General features: G+C 73.2%; 19 protein-coding genes. 15 read left to right on the top strand and 4 right to left on the bottom strand.

What is annotated here, in order from left to right:
• Nucleotides 1–52: 52 nt before the first annotated feature.
• Complete coding sequence (locus tag MET2598_RS0124775) at nt 53–688, top strand: hypothetical protein (protein ID WP_018262718.1); 636 nt, start codon at nt 53–55, stop codon at nt 686–688.
• 18 nt (nt 689–706) lie between these two features.
• Here the strand turns inward: MET2598_RS0124775 and MET2598_RS0124770 are convergent, their stop codons facing one another.
• Nucleotides 707–2,206, bottom strand: coding sequence for an amidase (locus MET2598_RS0124770; RefSeq protein ID WP_012330534.1), 1,500 nt, complete (start codon nt 2,204–2,206; stop codon nt 707–709).
• A 553-nt stretch (nt 2,207–2,759) separates the two neighbouring features.
• Here MET2598_RS0124770 and MET2598_RS0124765 point away from each other — a divergent pair.
• The 6 genes from MET2598_RS0124765 (at nt 2,760) to MET2598_RS37305 (ending at nt 9,576) form a co-directional block, all read left to right on the top strand.
• Nucleotides 2,760–4,730, top strand: coding sequence for an alpha/beta hydrolase domain-containing protein (locus MET2598_RS0124765; protein ID WP_018262717.1), 1,971 nt, complete (start codon nt 2,760–2,762; stop codon nt 4,728–4,730).
• 26 nt (nt 4,731–4,756) lie between these two features.
• Nucleotides 4,757–5,824: an alpha/beta hydrolase gene (locus MET2598_RS0124760; RefSeq protein WP_018262716.1), complete on the top strand. Its 1,068-nt coding sequence runs from the start codon at nt 4,757–4,759 to the stop codon at nt 5,822–5,824.
• A gap of 47 nt (nt 5,825–5,871) precedes the next feature.
• Complete coding sequence (locus tag MET2598_RS0124755) at nt 5,872–7,149, top strand: amidohydrolase family protein (protein WP_018262715.1); 1,278 nt, start codon at nt 5,872–5,874, stop codon at nt 7,147–7,149.
• Between the two features lie 390 nt (nt 7,150–7,539).
• Nucleotides 7,540–7,983 (top strand): class I SAM-dependent methyltransferase, encoded by a 444-nt coding sequence (locus tag MET2598_RS37310; RefSeq protein WP_018262714.1) that lies wholly within the window; start codon nt 7,540–7,542, stop codon nt 7,981–7,983.
• A 40-nt stretch (nt 7,984–8,023) separates the two neighbouring features.
• Complete coding sequence (locus tag MET2598_RS0124745) at nt 8,024–9,229, top strand: IS256 family transposase (RefSeq protein ID WP_018261581.1); 1,206 nt, start codon at nt 8,024–8,026, stop codon at nt 9,227–9,229.
• A gap of 59 nt (nt 9,230–9,288) precedes the next feature.
• On the top strand, nt 9,289–9,576 hold the full coding sequence (locus MET2598_RS37305; protein ID WP_018262712.1) for a hypothetical protein: 288 nt from the start codon (nt 9,289–9,291) through the stop codon (nt 9,574–9,576).
• A gap of 208 nt (nt 9,577–9,784) precedes the next feature.
• Here MET2598_RS37305 and MET2598_RS0124735 read toward each other — a convergent pair whose 3' ends face one another.
• Nucleotides 9,785–11,662 (bottom strand): TRAP transporter large permease, encoded by a 1,878-nt coding sequence (locus MET2598_RS0124735; protein WP_018262711.1) that lies wholly within the window; start codon nt 11,660–11,662, stop codon nt 9,785–9,787.
• Entirely contained in the window at nt 11,659–12,693 is a 1,035-nt protein-coding gene (locus MET2598_RS0124730; protein WP_012330540.1) for a TRAP transporter substrate-binding protein, read from the bottom strand. The genes MET2598_RS0124735 and MET2598_RS0124730 overlap by 4 nt, the downstream gene beginning before the upstream one ends.
• A 260-nt stretch (nt 12,694–12,953) precedes the next feature.
• Here MET2598_RS0124730 and MET2598_RS0124725 point away from each other — a divergent pair, with 260 nt between their 5' ends.
• From MET2598_RS0124725 to MET2598_RS0124710, 4 genes are all read left to right on the top strand, one after another.
• The gene (locus MET2598_RS0124725; RefSeq protein WP_018262710.1) at nt 12,954–13,856 is read left to right on the top strand and encodes a LysR substrate-binding domain-containing protein; all 903 of its coding nucleotides are present in this window, start codon (nt 12,954–12,956) and stop codon (nt 13,854–13,856) included.
• A 283-nt stretch (nt 13,857–14,139) separates the two neighbouring features.
• Complete coding sequence (locus tag MET2598_RS0124720; RefSeq protein WP_012330542.1) at nt 14,140–15,498, top strand: NAD(P)H-dependent oxidoreductase; 1,359 nt, start codon at nt 14,140–14,142, stop codon at nt 15,496–15,498.
• 201 nt (nt 15,499–15,699) lie between these two features.
• Entirely contained in the window at nt 15,700–16,032 is a 333-nt protein-coding gene (locus MET2598_RS0124715) for a putative quinol monooxygenase (RefSeq protein WP_012330543.1), read from the top strand.
• On the top strand, nt 16,029–16,922 hold the full coding sequence (locus tag MET2598_RS0124710) for an NAD(P)-dependent oxidoreductase (protein ID WP_018262709.1): 894 nt from the start codon (nt 16,029–16,031) through the stop codon (nt 16,920–16,922). The genes MET2598_RS0124715 and MET2598_RS0124710 overlap by 4 nt, the downstream gene beginning before the upstream one ends.
• Before the next feature lie 177 nt (nt 16,923–17,099).
• On the opposite strand, the gene MET2598_RS41565 is transcribed toward MET2598_RS0124710, so the two are convergent.
• The gene (locus MET2598_RS41565; RefSeq protein WP_018262708.1) at nt 17,100–17,261 is read right to left on the bottom strand and encodes a hypothetical protein; all 162 of its coding nucleotides are present in this window, start codon (nt 17,259–17,261) and stop codon (nt 17,100–17,102) included.
• A 247-nt stretch (nt 17,262–17,508) separates the two neighbouring features.
• Here MET2598_RS41565 and MET2598_RS0124695 point away from each other — a divergent pair, with 247 nt between their 5' ends.
• The 4 genes from MET2598_RS0124695 to MET2598_RS0124680 all read left to right on the top strand — a co-directional run bounded on the left by MET2598_RS0124695 (nt 17,509) and on the right by MET2598_RS0124680 (nt 19,432).
• Nucleotides 17,509–17,880 (top strand): hypothetical protein, encoded by a 372-nt coding sequence (locus tag MET2598_RS0124695; protein ID WP_012330545.1) that lies wholly within the window; start codon nt 17,509–17,511, stop codon nt 17,878–17,880.
• A 426-nt stretch (nt 17,881–18,306) separates the two neighbouring features.
• Nucleotides 18,307–18,531: a hypothetical protein gene (locus MET2598_RS0124690; RefSeq protein ID WP_012330546.1), complete on the top strand. Its 225-nt coding sequence runs from the start codon at nt 18,307–18,309 to the stop codon at nt 18,529–18,531.
• Between the two features lie 56 nt (nt 18,532–18,587).
• On the top strand, nt 18,588–19,061 hold the full coding sequence (locus MET2598_RS0124685) for a hypothetical protein (RefSeq protein WP_012330547.1): 474 nt from the start codon (nt 18,588–18,590) through the stop codon (nt 19,059–19,061).
• 98 nt (nt 19,062–19,159) lie between these two features.
• On the top strand, nt 19,160–19,432 hold the full coding sequence (locus tag MET2598_RS0124680) for a hypothetical protein (RefSeq protein WP_012330548.1): 273 nt from the start codon (nt 19,160–19,162) through the stop codon (nt 19,430–19,432).
• Nucleotides 19,433–19,637 lie beyond the last annotated feature (205 nt).

The following is a 19,637-nucleotide window of genomic DNA, read 5'->3' as shown; positions in this document are numbered from 1 at the left end:
TGAGCCGTCCGCACGCCCTGACGCCGTCATCCCGTGACCGGGGTCGGGTCGGATGAGTGAGGCGGATTCGCGGGCCGCCCGGCAGGCGCGCGCCTACAAGGTCACGATCTGGTCGATCGCCGGGGGCACGTTCCTGTTCGCGCTGGCGCAAGCCGGCTGGGCCGTCTCGCTCGGATCGGCGCAGTTCCTGAAGGACGCCGTCGACTGGATCTACACCGTCCTGCTCTACGGCATCGCGGCCGTGGTGTTCGGGCGCGGCGCCGCCGTCGAACGCCTGTCGGCCCTCGCGATCGCCGCCATCCTGGCCGTCGCGGGGCTGCACACGCTCTACGACCTGTCGCAGAAGATCGCCGACCCCCGGCCGATCGATCCCGGGCTGCTGGGCTTCTCGGCGGCCAGCGCGATCGCGATCGGGTTGCTCACGGCTGGTGCGCTGGCCCGGTTCCGGCACGATCCGAACCCGCTGATCACGGCCACGTGGCTGAGCGCCCGCAACGACGCGGTGACGACGACCGTCTCGGCGGGGGTGACGCTGGCGCTGCGGCTCGCGCCCGTGCGGTGGCCCGAATACGCGCTGGACGTCCTCGACGCGGGCCTCGCCTTCCAGGCCGCTTGCGTGACGGCGCGCAGCGCAGCCGCGAGCGCCTCCGCCGGGGAAGCCGGCCCTCCCTCGGCGCCCGCCCGGTGAGCGCGGCGCGCCGCCTCCCTAGGCGGAGGCGGCGCCGAGCGGGGGCAGGCGATGGCTCCAGGGATGGGCCTGCTCCAGCTCGGCCGCCAGCGCCAGGAGCGTCGCCTCCTCGCCGACGCGGCCGACGGCCTGGACGCCGACCGGAAGGCCGTCGGGCGTCCAGTGCAGCGGCAGGCTCGCCGCCGGCTGACCGGTCATGTTCCAGACCGGCGTGAACGGGATGAAGCGGAAGGCGCGCTCGGCCGCCTGGCGCAGGAGGGGCCCGTAGCGCAGGTAGCGGCCGACCCCGAGGCGGGCCGCCAGCGCCTCCAGGACGGCGTCGAGGCCCCTCGACCGCAGGTCGCCGTGCCTCACCGGCGGGCTGGCCAGGGTGGGCGTCAGCAGCACGTCGCAGCTGTCGAAGAAGCTGGCGATCCGGCGGCTGGTCCGGTGCAGCCGCTCCAGGGCGAGCGAGAGTTCGGCCGCCGAGAAGCCGTGTCCGAGCGCGCGGCAGAGCCAGGTGCTCTCCTCGACCTCGGCGCGCCGGGCCCGGTGCCCGGTCGTCTCCTCCGCGAAGGTGAATTCCTGCGCCACGGCGGCGAGGAAGACGGTCAGGAACCAGTCGAAATACGCGTCCGGGATCCGGGGGGCCGCCTCCACGACCGCGTGGCCGAGCGCGGCGCAGAGTCCGGCCGCGTCCTCGACGGCCTGCCGGCATTCCGGATCGACGGGCGCCCCGTTGGGCGCCTGCGAGGACCAGGCGATCCGCAACCGCTCCGGGGGGCGCGCGGCGGCGGCAGCGAAGGACTGGCCGGGCCGCGCGAGCGCGCAGGGCGCGCCCGGATCGGGGCCCGCCACGGCGTCGAGCAGCCGTGCGCTGTCGCGGACGCTGCGGGTGAGCACGTGCCCGACCGCCGCGCCGTGCCAGCCCTCGCCCAGATAGGGGCCGTTCGGGGTTCGCCCGCGGCTGGGCTTGAGCCCGAACAGCCCGCAGCAGGAGGCGGGGATCCGGATCGACCCGCCCCCGTCCGTCGCGTGGGCCATGGGCACGCTGCGGGCCGCCACGTGGGCGGCCGATCCGCCGGAGGAGCCGCCGGCGGTGCGGTCGAGGGCCCACGGATTGCGGGCGGGCCCGAGGTGGCGCGGCTCGGTCACGGGCGTCAGGGAGAGTTCCGGCACCTTCGTGCTGCCGAGGATGATCAGCCCCGCGGCCCTGAAGCGCCGCACCATCTCGCTGTCCCGCGGCGGCACCCATCCGCGCCAGATGCGGCTGCCGTTGTGGTAGGGCAGGCCCGCCGCCACGTGCATGTTGTCCTTGAGGAGGAACGGCACGCCCGCGAAGGGGCCGCCGACGGGCTCCCGGGCCGCCCGGCGGGCCTGGTCGAGCGCCCACTCGGTCATGCCGGCGAGGTGGGGCTCGACCTGCTCCAGCCGCGCGATCGCGGCCTCGACCAGTTCGGCCGGACCGACCTGCCGCCGCCGCACCAGGTCGGCGAGCGCCGTGGCGTCGAGACCGGGATAATCCTCGCCGAGGCTCATGGGCCGCCCCCGGTCCCGGCTCCGCGACGGGCTCGGTCCTGTCCGGATCCGCGCGGGTGCGGAGAGGCCCGCGCCGTCCCCGGAGAGGATGGGCTGCGCTCCCCGCCGTCAAGGGGCGGCGCGGAGCTTCGCCGCCCGTCGCGGCGCGCGGATCCGGGTCGGGGACCGGTGAGGACCGCCCGGACCCTGGACCGCGGGGCCCCGGTGCCCCGCGAGCGGGCGCGCCCTCGCCAGGAGCGCGCCGCGACGCGCGGATGAGCCGCGGCGCGGCACCCGTCCAAGATCCGTCGCGAGCACCGTCTCTCGATGCAGGGGTCCGACCCGGATCATTTGTTCGCTGATTGGCCGCCCCTTGTTGGCTGCGCGCGGGCGGTTCCGGCGGCGCGGCCGAACGCTCTGTTCACGATTGTCTTGCGGCGCCGCATCGCGCGCCGTCGATCCTGATCGTCCCTTGCATCGCGAAATGAACCTCGTGGATCTCGACGGGCGAGAGACCGCGTGTAAGATCCGGATCAACAGCGCAGCTTGACGCTGGTCGGGTGAGGAAACTGAAATGTGGAAGGTCGCGACCGCATTGCTGGGTGCGTTCGTCTGTGGACATTGGGCTCAACCGGCCCAGGCCCGGATCACCGCGATCGAGGTCAGGACGGTCGAGCCCTTCGCGGAGGGGCAGAGCTTTGGCGAGAGCGGCCCTTACGAGCGCGTCATCGGCACGGCACGCGGCGAGCTGGATCCGGCCGATCCGCGCAATGCCGGGATCGCCGACATCGCCCTGGCGCCCCGCAACGCGCGCGGCCTCGTGGAGTATCGGACCGACTTCTTCATGCTGCGGCCGAGCGATCCGGCCCGCGGCAGCGGCACGCTCCTGTACGAGGTCGTCAACCGCGGCAGGAAGTTCCTGTTCAACTGGGTGCTCGACGCGCCGCCCCAGGGCGCCCAGGCGGTCAACGATCCCCGCACGCTGCAGGATGCGGGCACGGCGCTCGTCCTGCGGCGCGGCGACACCATCGTGTGGTCGGGATGGGAGGCCGATGCCCTGCGCCAGCAGGGCGGGATGGCGATCGACGTCCCGGTCGCGACCCGCGGCGGCAAGCCCATCGTCGAGACGGTCCGCGACGAACTCGTGAGCGCCACCCGCGGCCCGCCCGAGGCGCCGTTCCTCCTCACCTTCAAGGCGGCCTCCCTCGACAGGGCCGGAGCGAGCCTGACGGTGCGCCGCCGCGAGGCGGACGCGCCGCGCCCGGTCCCGGAGAGCGCCTGGACCCTGGCCTCGGCCGGCGAGCTGCGGCTCCTGCCCGAGGGGCTGAAGCCCGAGCCCGGGACCCTCTATGAGTTCACCTACCGGGCCATCAACCCGAAGGTGCTCGGCCTCGGCTTCGCCGCCACCCGGGACGTGGTGGCCTTCCTGCGCGGGCCGCAGGCCGCGCCCGCCAACCCGGCGGGCGGCGCGGTCAAGCACGCCGTCGCGCTCGGGATCTCGCAGAGCGGGCGCTTCCTGCGCGACTTCATCCGGCAGGGCTTCAACCAGGACGAGGAGGGGCGGCGCGTCTTCGACGGCATGCTCCTGCACATCTCCGGCGTCGGCGGCGTCTTCCTGAACGCCCGCTTCGGCCAGCCCTCGCGCACCAACACCCAGCACGAGGACCATCTCTACCCCGAGAACGCGTTCCCGTTCTCGGCCGCCGCGATGCGCGACCCGGTCACCGGCCTGTCCGGCGCGCTGCTGCGCGGAGACGGCTTCGACCCGCTGCTGATGGAGGTGAACACCTCCACCGAGTACTGGCAGAAGGGCGCCTCCCTCCTCACCACGGACCCGCTCGGGCGGGCCGATGCGGCGCTGCCCGCGACGGCGCGGGCCTACCTCGTGTCCAGCGGCTTCCACTACGGGCGGGCCGGCCTGACCTCGACCCGGGGGCCCTGCGCGCTGCCTCGCAGCACGCTCAACCCCGCCCCGGCCCTGCGGGCGCTGCTCGTGGCCCTGGAGGAGTGGGTGACGACGGGCGCCGCGCCTCCGGAGAGCCGGGTGCCGCGCCTCTCCGACGGCACCCTGGTGCCCGCCGAGGATGCCGGCTTCCCCTACATCCCGGGCATGCGCGTGCCGGAGGCGCCGAACGCCATCGCGCGGTTCTCGACCTACGTCGATCCGCGCCCGGAGAGCGGCCCGCAATACCGGCCCCTCGTCCCGAAGACCGACGCGGACGGGCACGACGTGGCCGGCATCCGCCTGCCGGAGGTCGCCGCGCCGCGCGCCACCTTCACGGGCTGGAACCTCTACGCGGAGCCCTTCCCGGGCGGGGAATTGTGCGACCGGGAGGGCAGCCGGATCCCCCTCGCGCGCAGCCGCGCCGAGCGGCAGGCGTCCGGCGATCCCCGCCCCTCCCTGGAGGAGCGCTACGCCGAGGCCGGAGCCTATCTCGACCGGGTGAGGCGGGCGGCGGACGCCCTCGTCGCCGAGCGGCTCCTCCTGCGGGAGGATGCCGAGCGCCTCGTCGAGGCGGCCCGCGCGGCGGACGGCCAACCCTGATCGGAGCCGACAGCAGGAGATCCCCCATGACCGTCCGTTCGCGTCGCTTCCCCCGCCCGGGCGGCCTCCTCGCGGGGGCCCTCGCGGGCGCCCTCGCGGCCGGCGCCGCCGCCCAGGAGCCGCCCCCCCTCCAGGTCCCGGCCAAGTCCGTGCCGGTGCCCGCCGACGTCAGCCCGCAGCTGGCGAAGATCATCGGGGCGCCGCTGCGCACCAACTGGAACATCCATCCGCGGACCGGCGAGGAGTGGAAGCCGGTGGCCGAGGCGGGCGCGGCCGCGCTCGGCAAGCTCGTGCCCGGCATGCTCGAACGCCTGCACGTGAAGGTCGAGCGCACCACCATCGACGGGGTGCGCGCCTTCATCCTGACGCCCGAGACGATCCCGCCGGAGAATCGCGACCGCCTGCTCGTGCACGTCCATGGCGGCTGCTACGTGCTCAACCCCGGCGAGGCGGGCCTGCCGGAGGCGATCTTCATGGCCGGCTTCGGCCGCTTCAAGGTGATCTCGGTCGATTACCGCATGCCGCCCGAGGCCTACTACCCGGCCGCGCACGACGACGCCATGACCGTCTGGCGGGCGGCGACCCGGATGGCCGACCCGAGGAAGATGGGGATCTTCGGCACCTCGGCGGGCGGCGCGCTCACCCTGGCGATGGTGCTGCGCGCCAAGCAGGAGGGCGTGCCCCTGCCGGCCGCGATCGCCCCCGGCACCCCGATGTCGGACACCACGAAGGTCGGCGACAGCTTCGTCACCAACGCCATGCTCGACAACGTGCTGGTCTCGCCCGACGGCTTCTGCGACGACGGCGCCAAGGTCTACGCCGCCGGGCACGACCTCAAGGACCCGATGCTCTCCCCGGTCTACGGGGACATGCACGGCTTCCCGCCGACCATCCTGACCACCGGCACGCGCGACCTCCTGCTCTCGAACACGGTCCGGGTGCACCGGAAGCTCAGGGATGCGGGCGTCGAGGCGTATCTCCAGGTCGGCGAGGGCCAGTCGCACGCCCACTACATCCGCGACGACACCGCCCCGGAGACCCGCAAGGTCTTCGAGGAGATCGCGTGGTTCTTCGACGGGCACCTGGGCAAGTAGCGATCGGAAGGCGTGACGCCGGCTGGGCGGCACGCAGGGAGGGCACCATGAGCGACGTGACACGTCGGACCTGGCTCGGCGGCCTGTCCGCCGCCGGCATCCTGGCGGCGGCGGGGGCGAGGGGCGCGATCGAGCCCAACGACAAGTTCGACCTCGTGATCAAGGGCGGCGAGGTCGTCGATCCGAGCCAGTCCCTGCGCGCCAAGCGCGACGTCGGCATCCGCTTCGGCGTGATCGAGGCGCTCGACCCCGAGATCCCGGCCGCGCGCGCGCAGCGCGTGCTCGACGCCTCGGGCAAGCTCGTCCTGCCGGGACTGGTCGATCTCCACGCCCACACCTACCCGTACGGGTCGGCCATCGGCATCCCGGCGGACGAGACCGTGCCGTTCTCCGGGGTGACCACGGTGGTCTCGGCCGGCGACGCGGGCGCCAACAACCTCGCGGCCCTGCGCCGGCACATCGCCGCCCAGACCCGCACGCGGATGTTCGCCTTCGTGCACATCGCCAACAATGGCCTCTCGGCCTTTCCGGTCGCCGAACTCTACAACATCGACAATGCCCAGGTGGAGGCCTGCGCCCTGGCCCTGGCGGAGAACCCGGACTTCGTCATCGGCGTGAAGGTGCGGATGTCCGAGAACGTCATCTTCAAGCACGGTGCCGAGCCGCTGCGGCGGGCCATTCAGGCCTGCGAGATGTCCGGGCGCCCCGCCAAGATCATGGTCCATATCGGCGGCGTCGAGACCGCCGCGCTCATGAGCCAGATCCTGGACCTGCTGCGGCCCGGCGACATCCTCACGCATTGCTATTCGGGGGCGCCGAACCTCGCCGGCCAGTTCACGAACATCGTGCAGGACGGGAAGCTGCTGCCCGCCGCCCTGGAGGCGAAGCGGCGCGGCGTGATCTTCGACATCGGCCACGGCGGCGGCAGCTTCGACTTCACCGTGGCCGAGGCCGCGATCGCCCAGGGGGCGCCGCCGGACACGATCTCGTCCGACCTGCACGTGGTCTCGGGCAACACGCCGGGCATGCCGTTCCTGCCCTGGGTGATGAGCAAGTTCCTGCCGCTCGGCTTCAGCCCGGAGCAGGTCGTCGCGATGGCGACCTCCGCCCCCGCCCGGGTGATCGATCGCGGCCCCAAGCTCGGCACCCTCCAGGTCGGCGCGCCCGGCGACGTGTCGGTGATGGAGTGGGTGGAGGGGCCCGTGACGTTCGTCGACACCCGCGGCAACACCCGCGGCGGGACCGCCTTCCTCAAGCCGGTGCAGACGGTGAACACCGGCGTGGTGTTCGGGCGACCGTTCCAGGCGCCCTTCGCCGTGCGCTAGCGCGGAACGCCCGCGCGCGGGACGACCGGGCGTGGGGAGGGGTGGGCCATCGCCCTGTGGACGCTCCACCCCTCGCGGCGGCTCAGCGCCCGCGTCTGCCCGCTCCTCGACCACCTGAAGGGGACTTCCCCACCGGGGCGCCGGACGAACCGACCGCCTCCGCGGGTGGGCCGCGGCGCGCTCACCCTCGATCCCGCGCGGATCGGGGGCGGCCTGCCGGCAGGGCGGGAGAACGCGGCGCTGCGCGGGCCAGCCGCCCCGCCACCGCCGCCCCTCCCGGCCTCGGGGCGGATCATCGGCATTCGGCGCGATCCGTGCTATGTCCGACGGACGTCCCTCGCATGCCCCGACACGACCATCGGGCGCGGCCACGCGCGGCAGGAGGAACGGATGGGCTTCTACGAGCGGCATGTCGGTCCCCGCCTCGTGCGGTGTGCGTGCGCGATGGCCAATGTGAGTGCCGAGCGCGAGAAGATCGTGCCGCGTGCCGCCGGCACGGTGCTGGAGGTCGGGTTCGGCCCGGGCCTGAACCTTCCCTTCTACGACCCTGCGCGTGTCTCGCGCGTGATCGGCGTCGATCCGAACGAGGCGTTCCTGAAGCTCGGCGCGGCGCGGCGGCGGGCGGCCAAGATCCCGGTCGAGATCCGGACCGCGCCGGCGGAGAGCCTGCCGCTGGAGGACGCTTGCGTTGACACGGCCGTGATCACCTACACGCTCTGTTCCGTGCATGATCCGATGAGGAGCCTGTCGGAAGTGGGTAGCGTCCACGGACGAGGTGTAATTTTCAGGGGGTCCGGGGTGGGGCTTGGAGTGGCCATCGGAGCTGGCGGCTAAGGTGGAGTTTGCGGACTTCAACCCGAGCCAGGAGCACCCGATGACCGACGACAGAGTGGCACTGATCGAGGCGCTGCAGAAGGCCGACGACGGCAACTTCCTGCGCAGCCTCGCCGAGACCGTCCTGCAGATCCTGATGGAGGCAGACGTGGAGGGCCTGATCGGGGCGGGCCGCTACGAGCGCACGGGCGAGCGCAGCACCTACCGCAACGGCTACCGCGAGCGCAGCCTCGACACGCGGCTGGGCTCGCTCAACCTCAAGATCCCCAAGCTGCGCACCGGCAGCTACTTCCCAGGCTTCCTGGAGCCGAGGAAGACGGTCGAGAAGGCGCTGGTGGCGGTGATCCAGGAGGCGTGGATCGCCGGCGTCTCGACCCGGCGCGTGGACGAGCTTGTGCAGGCCATGGGCCTGTCGGGCATCTCGAAGTCGAGCGTGTCCAAGCTGTGCAAGGACATCGATGAGCGCGTCACGGCGTTCCTGACGCGTCCGCTCTCTGGCGCGTGGCCCTATCTGTGGCTCGACGCCACCTACCTGAAGGTGCGTGAGGGCGGGCGCATCGTGTCGGTGGCCGCCATAGTCGCCGTAGCGGTGGACACCGAGGGCCGGCGGGAGATCGTCGGGCTGCACATCGGCCCATCCGAGGCCGAGGTGTTCTGGACCGACTTCCTGCGCAGCTTGGTCAAGCGCGGGCTGTCGGGCGTGCAACTCGTGATCTCGGATGCCCACGAGGGTCTCAAGGCCGCGATCCGCCGGGTGCTCAAGGCGACGTGGCAGCGGTGTCGTGTTCATTGGACCCGCAATGCCCTGGCGTATGTGCCGCGCGCCCAGCAGACGATGGTCGCGGCGGGCCTGCGTCACGCCTTCCAACAGACGGATCAGGCCGCGGCCCGCGCTGCGCTCCACCAACTCGCCGAGCAGCTGCACACCCGCTGGCCGAAGCTTCACGGCTTCATCGCCGAAACCTGCGAGGACGTTCTAGCCTACATGACCTTCCCGGCCCAGCATCGCAGTAAATTGCATTCGACAAACCCGCTTGAACGCCTGAACAAGGAGATCAAGCGACGCGCTGATGTGGTCGGGATCTTTCCCAATACCGACTCGATCCAGCGCCTGATCGGCGCGGTGTTGCTGGAAGCCAACGACGAGTGGCAGCTGCAGCACCGCTACATGCAGGTCGAGGGCATGGCCGGCCTCACGTCGGCGTTGATCGAGGAGGCGATCACTCTTCCACCGCAAGCCGCCTGACCGATGGCCGCTCCAACTCCACCCCGAAAGTCCACCTCATTGACGGACGTGACCCGGAAGTGCGCCGCGTCCTCCGTCCCGGCGGCCGAGCCCTGTTCCTGGAGCACGGGCTGTCGCGCGACCCGAAGGTCGCCCGCTGGCAGTCCAGGCTGAACCCGCTCTGGCGAGCGGTGGCGGTCGGCTGCAATCTCATCCGGCCGGTGGCCGCCTCGTTCCGAGCGGCCGGCTTCGCGCTGACCGAACTGGAGGAGTACTACCTGCCGGGGACGCCCAAGCCGCTGGGCTATTTCAGCCGCGGCGTCGCTCACGCCGTCCAGGGCGGGCCCGCTTCCGGCGGGGGGCCGTGACCGGCCGGAGCTGAGCCGCGCCGGAACGGTGCGGGCACCGGGGCGGCCCGGCCGAAAGCCCGCTCCCCCCCGTCACCGCCCAACCGCGGCGGAGCGCGTCCGCCCCCGCCCGGTCGTCGGGGCGGATCCGGCCCGGACAGGTCCGCGGCCCCGTTCCAGTCCCGGCATTCCGGCGGGGTGGTCGCGCCCGGCAAGGGCGCGCCAGCCCTCAGAGGAACCCGGTCGAGAACCAGGGCACGAAGGTGAGCACGAGCAGGCCGAGGAACAGGGCCCCGAGATAGATCCAGATCCGGCGCATCCCGGATTCCGGCGAGACCTGCCCGATGATGCAGGCCGCGTAGTAGCAGAGGCCGAAGGGCGGCGCGAACAGCCCCAGGCCCATGGCGAGGATGACCACCATGGCGTAGTGCACCTCGTGGATCCCGAACTGGTGCGCGATCGGGAAGAGGAGCGGCCCGAACAGCACGATGGCCGGGATGCCCTCCAGCAGGCTTCCGAGCACCATGAAGGCCACGACCGAGATCAGCAGGAAGCCGACCTGCCCGCCGGGGACCGCGGCCATCGCCCGGGCGAGGTCGTGCGAGAAGCCCGATTGCGTGAGCGCCCAGGCCATCGCGCTCGCCGCCCCGACGATGAACAGGATCGCGCCCGAGAGCGAGGCCGTGCGCGCCAGCATCGGCAGCACCGCCCGCCAGCACAGGCCGCCCCGGTAGACGAGGAGGCCGAGCACCAGCGAGTAGGCGATGCCGATGGTCGAGACCTCGGTGGCCGTCGCGATCCCCTCCACCACGGCGGTGCGGATCAGGAACGGCAGCAGGAGGGCCGGCAGCGCCGCCAGCAGGGTGCGGCCCACCACCGAGGCGGGCGCGCGCGCCACCCGGACCGCGTCCTCCTCCCGGCCCGCCCGGTAGCGGGCGACGGCCGCCAGCACGAGGGCGAGGACCAGGGCGGGCAGGATGCCGGCCGTGAACAGGGCGGCGATCGACACGCCGGTGACCGAGGCGATGGCGATGAGCACGATCGAGGGCGGGATCGTCTCGCTCATCGCGCCGGAGGCCGCGAGCAGCGAGAGCAGCTCGCCGTCCTTCATGCCGCGCCGGCGCATCTCGGGAAACAGCACCGGGGCGACCGCCGCCATGTCGGCCGTCTTCGAGCCGGAGATGCCGGAGACGAGCAGCATCGCGCCGAGGAGCACGTAGGACATGCCCGCCCGCACGTGGCCGAGCAGCGAGGCCAGGAAGGCCACCATCACCCGCGCCATCCCGGTCGCCTCGACGAGCTGCCCGAGCAGCACGAAGAGCGGGATGGCGAGCAGGATCAGGCCGCTCATGCCCTCGTCCATCCGCCCGACCACGATGGTGAGCGGCGTCGAGGTGACGGTCAGCAGGTAGGCCGAGGTCGCGAGCGCGAACGAGAACGCGATCGGCACGCCCGCCAGGATGCCGAGGCCGAGGAGCCCGATGAAGAACACCACGAGGGCCCAGTTGCCGAGATCCGTCAGGAGCGGGGCGCCGAGGGCGAGGAGCCCGGCCAGCCCCGCGAGGACGAGCCCGACCCCGAGGAGGTCGGCGATCCCGCGGCGGGCGAGGCGCAGCGAGCAGCCGAGCAGCGCCGCCACGAAGCCGACCGGCACCGCGAGCGCCCGCACCGTCCCGGGCCAGCCGAGGGCCGGCGTCTCCACGAAGGACTGGTCCTCCGTGTAGTCGGAGGCGGCGCGGAGCAGGAGGACCAGGAAGACGAAGACCGTCCCGACCGCCAGCGCCTCGCACCAGGCCTGCGCCCGCGGCGGGAGCTTGCCGACCACGAAGGTGAGCCGCATGTGCTCGCCGCGCTGGATCGCCACGACGCTGCCCAGCATGGCGAGCCAGAGGAACAGGATCGAGGCGAGTTCGTCGCTCCAGATGATCGGGTGCCCGAGCGCCCGCGCGACGATGCCGGCGAACAGGATCGCCACCTCGGCGGCCACCAGGAGGGCGGCCGGTCCCTCGACGGCCGCGCGCAGGACGCGGTCGGCGAGGGAGAGCCAGTCGGAATGGGGGGCGGGGAGCGCGTCGGCGCGGCCCGGCATGTCGGCCGCCGCGCTCATGCGAGCGCCCCCGTCACGGATTCGAGCGCCTTCCAGGCCTCGGGGCCGAACTTCTCCTTCCAGTCGCGGTAGAAGCCGGCCTGGGTGAGGCTGCGGCGGAACGCGTCCTTGTCGGCGGCCTCGAAGACCAGGCCCTTGGCGACGAGCTGGGTCTTGAGCGTGCCGTTCAGCCGCGCCACGTCCTCGCGCTGCTCCTGCGCGGCCCGGTCGAGCTCGCGCCGCACGATCTCCTGCAGCGGCTCCGGCAGCCGGCCGAAGGCCCGCCGGTTCGCCACGATCCAGAACGGGTCCCAGATGTGGTTGGTCTCGGAGACGTATTTCTGGACCTCGTAGAGCTTGCCGGCGTCGATCGCCACCAGCCCGTTCTCCTGACCGTCGACGAGCCGGGTCTGCAGCGCGGTGTAGAGCTCGTTGAAGTTGATCGAGGTCGGGCTCGCCCCGAGCGCCGAGAACAGCGAGGTGAAGATCGGCGAGACCGGCACGCGGATGCGGTAGCCCTTGAGGTCGTCGGGCGTCCTGATCGGCTTCGAGGCCGAGGTGATCTGCCGGAAGCTGTTGTCCGCGGCCTTGGCGGCGACGAGGAGACCGGCCTTCTCGATCTGGGTGCGGACGTACTGGCCGATCGGACCGTCCGCCCCGCGCCACGCCTGGTCGTAATCCGCGAAGGCGAAGCCCACGTTGGTGATCGCCGCCCCCGCCGCGACGGTCGAGATCACCGAGCCGGCGATGTTGAGGAACTCGATCCCGCCCGAGCGCACCTGCGTGATCAGGTCGGTGTCGGAGCCGAGCTGGCTCGCGGGGAAGAACTTCAGTTCCAGGCGCCCGCCGGAGGCCTCGCGGATCCGCTGCGTCGCCTGGTCGAGGCGGGCGTTGATCGGCTGGGTGAGGGATTGGCCGGTCGCGAGCTTGTAGGTGAACTCGGCCGCGCGCGCCGGCCGGGTGCGGATCGCGACCAGCGGGACGGCGGCGGCCGCGGTCAGCAGGCTGCGGCGCGAGAGGCCGCCCTTCGGCTTGGAATCCGTCTCGGTCATGGTGTTTCCTCCAGCGCGCCGTCATCCGCTCGGTCGCGGTGCGGCATCGTTTCTGTCTGGGTTGCGCCGCGGGTCGGGCGGTGCGGGATTGGGGGGCGGGGCGCCCCGGGCGCGCGTCCCGCGCTCCTCCTCCCTGTCGCTCCTGTCGGCGCCCCGCTCCGGGGCGGCTCTTCTGGTGTCCTGCCCGACACTAGGAAGGGCGTTCATGTAGGACAATCCAGATTGTTTGCGCGTTCATGTAGCGCGGCTAAACTGTCGGCATGCCGGTTCCGCTTCGCGCCATTACGGTCTTCCACGCGGTCGCCCGCTCCGGGAGCATCACCCGGGCCGCGGAGGAGCTCGGGGTCACGCCCTCCGCGGTGAGCCAGCAGATCCAGACCCTGGAGGTCGGCCTCGGCACGGCGCTGATCGGCAAGGCGGGCCGCAACGTCGTCCTGACCGAGGCGGGCGAGCGCTACTTCGAGATGATCGGCGGCGAGATCGACCGGATCATGGAGGCGACGGAGCGCATCCAGGGATTCCGGTCGGTCACCACCCTCACGGTGCGGGCGACGCCGAGCCTCTCGACGAAGTGGCTGCTGCCGCGGCTCGCCCGCTTCCTCGACGCGCATCCCGACCTCGAACTGCGCCTCGACGGGACCAACGAGCCGACCGCCTTCCAGAAGGAGAGCGTGGACATCGAGATCCGCCACGGCACCGGGGGCTGGCCCGGCCTCTACGCGGAGGGGCTGGTGGAGGAGTGCTTCCGGCCCGTCTGCGCGCCCGCCCTCGCCGCACCCGGCAGCCTCGCGCCCGGGGAGCTTCACCGGCACCGGCTCATCCACTCGGTGAAGTCGCAGATGCAGTGGGCGCACTGGTTCAAGCTCGCCGGCACCGCCCCGGCGGCGCGCTGGCGCCGGCTGCTCTTCGACCGCACCCACATGGCGATCGACGCCGCGGCGGGCGGGCTCGGCATCGCGCTCGAGAGCGACCTGATGCTGTGGGACGACCTGCGATCGGGGCGCCTCGCCTGCCCGGTGCGCGACCCGCCGCGCACCGCCCTGGTGACGCAGTGGGTCACCTGCCCGCCCGATCACCTGCGCCTGCGCAAGGTCCAGGCCTTCCTCGACTGGATCCGCCGGGAGCGGGACGAGTGGGCGCGGGCGCGGGCGGCGACCCTTTAGCCGGGCTTCACGGTGGGCTCGGAAATCTGGATTGTCCTACACGAAGCGCGCTTCTAAGCATCATTCGCCGAAGTGGTCACCGGTTCGGCGGCGAAAATGATGCAAGAACAAGAGCTAAGCAGAGCTGCCCCGCGCAACTCCGCTTAGCGTCCGACCGTCACGACCTCGCCGCGCGGCCCCGAGACCCGCCGAGGTTGCAAGAGCGCGGACCGCCGCGCCGACGCCGTCCCGGCCCGCGGGGCGCCGCGGCGACCCGGCACCGGTCCCGCGGAGGAGGAAGCGCATGAACCTGTCCACCCTGCTGCTCGCCCGCGCCTCGGCCGGCCGGCCGGTCCGCGTCGGCCTGATCGGCGCCGGCAAGTTCGGCTCGATGGTGCTGGCCCAGGCCCAGCGCATCGCCGGCCTGCACGTGGTCGGCGTCGCCGACCTCAATGTCGGCCGCGCCCGCGACTCCCTCGCCCGCGTCGGCTGGCCGGAGGAGCGCTACGCCGCCCCGACGCTCGGCGACGCGGTGCGCAGCGGCCGCACCTGCGTGCTCGACGACGCGGCGGCGCTCAGCGCCTGCGACGAGATCGAGTGCATCATCGAGGCGACCGGGCACCCGATCGCCGGCATCCGGCACGCGCTCCAGGCCATCGACGCGGGCAAGCACGTGGTCATGGTCAATGTCGAGGCGGACGTGCTCTGCGGGCCGCTGCTCGCCGAGCGGGCGCGCCGCAAGGGCGTCGTCTACAGCATGGCCTACGGCGACCAGCCCGCCATCATCTGCGAGCTGGTGGATTGGGCCCGCTCCTGCGGCTTCGAGCTGACCTCGGCCGGCAAGGGCATGAATTTCGAGCCGCGCTACCGCTACTCCACGCCCGACACCGTCTGGGGCTTCTTCGGCTGGTCCGAGGAGGAGGTGCGCAAGGGCGACTTCAACCCCAAGATGTACAACTCGTTCACGGACGGCACCAAGGCGGCGATCGAGATGGCGGCCGTCGCCAACGGGACCGGACTCGATTGCCCGGACGACGGCCTCGCCTTCCCGCCGACCGGCCTGCACGACCTCGCCCGGGTCTTCCGCCCGGTGGCGGATGGCGGGCGCCTGCCCCGCAGCGGCCTCGTCGACATCGCGGCGAGCCAGGAGCCGGACGGGCGCGAGGTGTTCAACAACATCCGGTACGGCGTCTTCGTCACCTTCAAGGCGACGAGCGAGTACACGCGGGCCTGCTTCCGCCAGTACGGCCTCCTGACCGACCCGTCCGGCTGGTACGGCTCGATGTGGCGGCCCTTCCACATGATCGGGCTGGAGACGAGCGTGAGCGTGCTCTCGGCGGTGCTCCGCCAGGAGCCGACCGGCTGCTCGAAGGAGTTCCGCGGGGACGCGGTGGCGACCGCCAAGCGCGACCTCAAGGCGGGCGAGATGCTCGACGGCGAGGGCGGCTACGCCGTGTGGGCGAACGCCATCCCGGCCGCGAAGAGCCTCGCCCTCGGCGCCCTGCCGATCGGGCTCGCCCACAACGTCGCCCTCAAGCGCCCGGTCGGCAAGGACCAGGTGGTGCGCTTCGACGATGTCGAGCTCGTGAACGACCTCGACGTGGTGGCGCTGCGGCGGCAGATGGAGGACGCCGCCCGGCAGGCTCCCCCGAAGGCGGCCTGAGCCTCCCGCCTCGGGGCGGTCGCCCGCCCCTGCGACGGCGGCGCGGGGCAGGCCCCTCCGGCCGGATCGCCCCGCGGTCCGGCGCGCGAGGGGGTCCCGCGCCCAGGCCGGCCCGGGCCGGGCCGGCCGGCGCCCCCGGCCTCGGCCGACCCCGTCCCACCCGTCCGCGCCGCAGAGGCGCCGGACCCGCGCGAGCTGCCGATGACCGAGTCCCCTCCCCGCCCCTTCGTGGTGATCGCCGAGTTTAAGGTCAGGCCAGGCTGCCTGGACGCGTTCCTGGACCTCGCCCGCGAGGATGCCCGCGCCTCGGTCGCGCGCGAGCCCGGCTGCCGCAGCTTCGACGTCGCGGTCGGCGAGAGCGACCCGCAGACCGTGCTGTTCTACGAGGTCTACGACGACCGCGCCGCCTTCGCCGCGCATCTCGAGACCCCGCACCTCGCGCGGTTCCGGGCCGGGTTCCCGGCCCTCGTGGCGGAGGAGCGCCCGGTGCGGTTCCTCGCCCTGGCCTGCGCCGGCGCGCAGGTGTCCCGATGACGTCCGCCGCCACGATCGGCTTCCTCGGCACCGGCCTGATGGGCGCGCCCATGGCGCGCCGCCTCTGCGCGGCCGGCCACGCGGTGCGGGTCTGGAACCGCACCCCCGACAAGGCCGCCGCGCTCGTCGCGGAGGGCGCGCGGGTCGCGCAGGATCCGCGGGACGCCGCGCGCGAGGCCGACGCGGTGATCTGCATGGTGAGTTCCGGCCCGGTCAGCGACGAGGTCCTGCTCGGGCCGGAGGGCGCGCTCGCGGCGATGCGGCCGGGCAGCGTGCTCGCCGTGATGAGCTCGATCCCGGTCGAGACGGCCCGCCGGCAGGCCGGGATCGCCGCCGCGGCCAGCCTCCTCTACGTCGACGCCCCGGTCTCGGGCGGCGAGGCCGGCGCGGTCGCCGGGACGCTCGCCATCATGGCCGGCGGCAGCCCGGACGCCTTCGCCCGGATCCGCCCGATCCTCGCCGCGATGGGGCGGCCGACCCATGTCGGGCCGGCCGGCAGCGGGCAATTGGCCAAGCTCGCCAACCAGGCGATCGTCGCCTCGACGATCGTGACCGTGGCCGAGGCGATCACCTTCGTGGAGCGCGGCGGGGCCGATCCAGCCAAGGTGCGCGAGGCCCTGCTCGGGGGCTTCGCCGACTCGACCATCCTGAAGCAGCACGCGCTGCCGATGATCGAGCGGACCTTCGCGCCCGGAGGCCCGGCCAAGTACCAGCTCAAGGACACGGGCACGGCCCTCGCGCACGCCGCCTCCCTGGGCCTGGATCTGCCGGTGCTGTCGCTGGTGGACCGCCTGTTCGCGGGGCTCGTCGCGCACGGGGATGGCGATCTCGACCACAGCGCGGTGATCCGCGAGATCCGGCGCCGGAACGGCCTGTCGGATCAGGCCTGATCAGAGCCGCGCTCCGGCCGCGGCATCCCGCCGATCCCGGCGACGGGGCCGTCTCGGATGCGGTCCGGGCTGCACGGACCGGAGGACGGCCCGCCGCGGCGGGACCGGGCGGGCCGGGATCGCGGCGCCCGCCGCGCGCCTCGGCCCGGGCGGACGCGCGCAGGAGGGCCGAACGGCTCAGCGCCACCGCGGCGGCAGCGGCTGGGGATTGAGCCCGCCCGAGGCGGCGTCGAGATCCGCGTCGGACAGAACCGCCTTCGGGTCGAGCTTCGTCTTGAGCTGCGTGTTGGGCTGCGGCTTGGTCCGCGCCTTGGTCGGCGGCTTCGAGGTCTTGCGCATCGTCGTCTCCCGTCGATCAGGGCGCTTGGCCGAGCGTGACGGTGCCGGAACCGGCCGAGCGCGGCCGTGCCGCGCCGCGCACCGGACGGGACGACGGCCGCCGTTGACGCAGGCGGGGAACAAGAAAGCGCGCGCGGCTTTGCTCGCGACCGATGGAATCCCGGCCCCTCGACCTCGCGGTCATCGCCACCGCGCTCGTCGGCGCCCCCGCCCTCGGCCCCTTCCCTCGCTGAGCGGAGACCAGCTCATGGCCTTCAGGAACGACGTCCCTCCCCACCTCTCCGCGCAGCGCGGCGACGATCCGGCGCCGGTCGATGAGGCGCGCCCCAATCCGGCGATGCTCAAGGGCGACATCGACGCCGGCCGCGCGGGCGACAAGGTCGAGGTGTTCGATCCCGGAATGGCGATGCTGGGCACCTGCGAGGAGGCCGGCGGAAACGCGCTGTCGCCCGTCGACATCGCCCGGGCGCGCCGGGCGGAGACCCGGGAGCGCTGGCGGTGGTCCGGGCGCAAGCCCGGCTACGCCCATCGACGCTCCCCCGTGACCATCGCGTATTTCGGCGGCTTCATCGCGGCGGCCGGGACCGGCATGGCCGGGCTCATCTGGTACCTGAGCTGACCGCGAGGTCCGTCTCGGACGCTCCCGGTCCGAGGCGCCTCGGACGCGGGTCGGATGGCGCTCCCGCCGCGTCGCGCGGATCCGAGCGTCGCTCGAAGCCTTGCCGCGGCATCCCCTGGCACCGGATCCCTTGGCACCGGATCCCTTGGCGCCGGATCCCTTGGCGCCGGATCCCTTGGCGCCGGATCCCTTGGCGCCGGATCCCTTGGCGCGGGACTTCTTGGCGCGGGATCCCGCCGCGGCCCGATCGGGCCCCTGCTCCACCGCTCGCCCCGCGTCGACCGCGGTCCTGATGATGCGGCGCAGCAGACATTCTGTGCGGTACCTGACAGTTTCGGCCCGATTCAGGTTGAACTTGCTTCGGGTTAATGTCTCGATGTAGCGTCGCTTCTACCTCTTACCCACCATCATCTTGGGGGGTTTTCGATGTCGGCGCTCGACGCCTACAACGTCTTTCTCCGCAAAGAGACGCCGGCGCTGCGCTGCGCCGTGCGGCAGGACCGGCCGGTGCCCGATTTCGTGCGCGGAGACGTTTGGGAATACGCTGGCACGGTCGATGCGGGGACCGCGCCGGCCGGGTTCAAGGTCGCGGCGGCGCGGCAGGCGACCTCCCATGTCGGCTACTACGTGTTCTTCGCCCTGACCGCCTGAGATCCGCGCGGCGGCGGAGTGCGGAACCATCCGGCGGGCTCGGCCATTCCAGGGGTATGAGAGCCACCTCCGCCCTGGTCAGCATCGCTCTGGCGGGCGCCGCCATCGGCGCCTGGGCGGCGACGCGCTCCCCGCAGGTCCCCCCGCCACCACCCGCGGTCGCCGCCTCCGCGGTCCCGTGGGTCACCCCGCCGACGCGCGATCCCGTCGCGGACGAGGCGGGGGACGCGCCCGCGAGGCCCGCCCCGCCGGACGCGGTCGCGCCGAGCGTCGCGGCCACCGGCTCGCTCGCGGCCGCGAGGCCGCGCGCCCCGGCCGAGGGGGCCGCCCGGCCCCGCGCCGCGCGCGGCACGCGGGTCCACCAGCTCGCGGCGCGCCGCGCCACCGTCCCGCGCCGGGCGGTCCCGGTCGCCCACGCCGCCCTGCCCGGCCGAGCGCGGGCGGTCGCGGAGCCGGCCGAGGCGGAGCGGGCGGAGATCCCGGCCGGCCCGGAGGCCGAGCCGATCCAGTTCGGCCTCGCCAGCCGCTGACCGACCCCGCGCGGCCCCTCGGTCCGCGGCCGGGGCTTGCGCGACGGGCGCCGGCATGCGTTGTTCCCTTTTCGTTCTAAAACGAATCGGAGGCGGCCGTGACGCCAGAGAGCCCGCACATCCCGCCCGAGCACCTGCCCGCCATCCGGGCCGCCCGGGTGCTGCGCGAGGCGCTGACCGGCAGCATGCACCTGCTGCCGCGCCGCTCCGTGATGCGCGGCATCTACCGGACGCTGATCGAGAACATCGACGAGTTCGCCTTCACGGTGACGCGGGAGCCGGACTATTTCAGCCTCAAGGCCCACTCGGCGACGCCGTTCTACGGGCGCCGCGACGGCGATCCCGGCGACGGGTCCGCCGACGGCGCTTGAGCGGCGGCACGTGCCGGGGCGCACGCCGCTCCCCCCGCGGCCCCGCTAGAGCTTGGCGTCGAGGCACGCACCCTCGGGAGCCGCACATGACCCCGCTTCACTCTCTCCCGTCCGACCAGGCCGACCCGCGCGCCGACGCGCCGGCGCGCGCCGCACCCGCCGAGATCGCCGAGCCGACCTCGACGCGGTCATGGGCGGGGCCGAT

Origin of the sequence: Methylobacterium sp. WSM2598 (assembly GCF_000379105.1) — a bacterium.
Taxonomy (GTDB): domain Bacteria; phylum Pseudomonadota; class Alphaproteobacteria; order Rhizobiales; family Beijerinckiaceae; genus Methylobacterium.
Note: the sequence above shows the minus strand (reverse complement) of the source record. Positions and strands in the feature narration are given on the sequence as shown.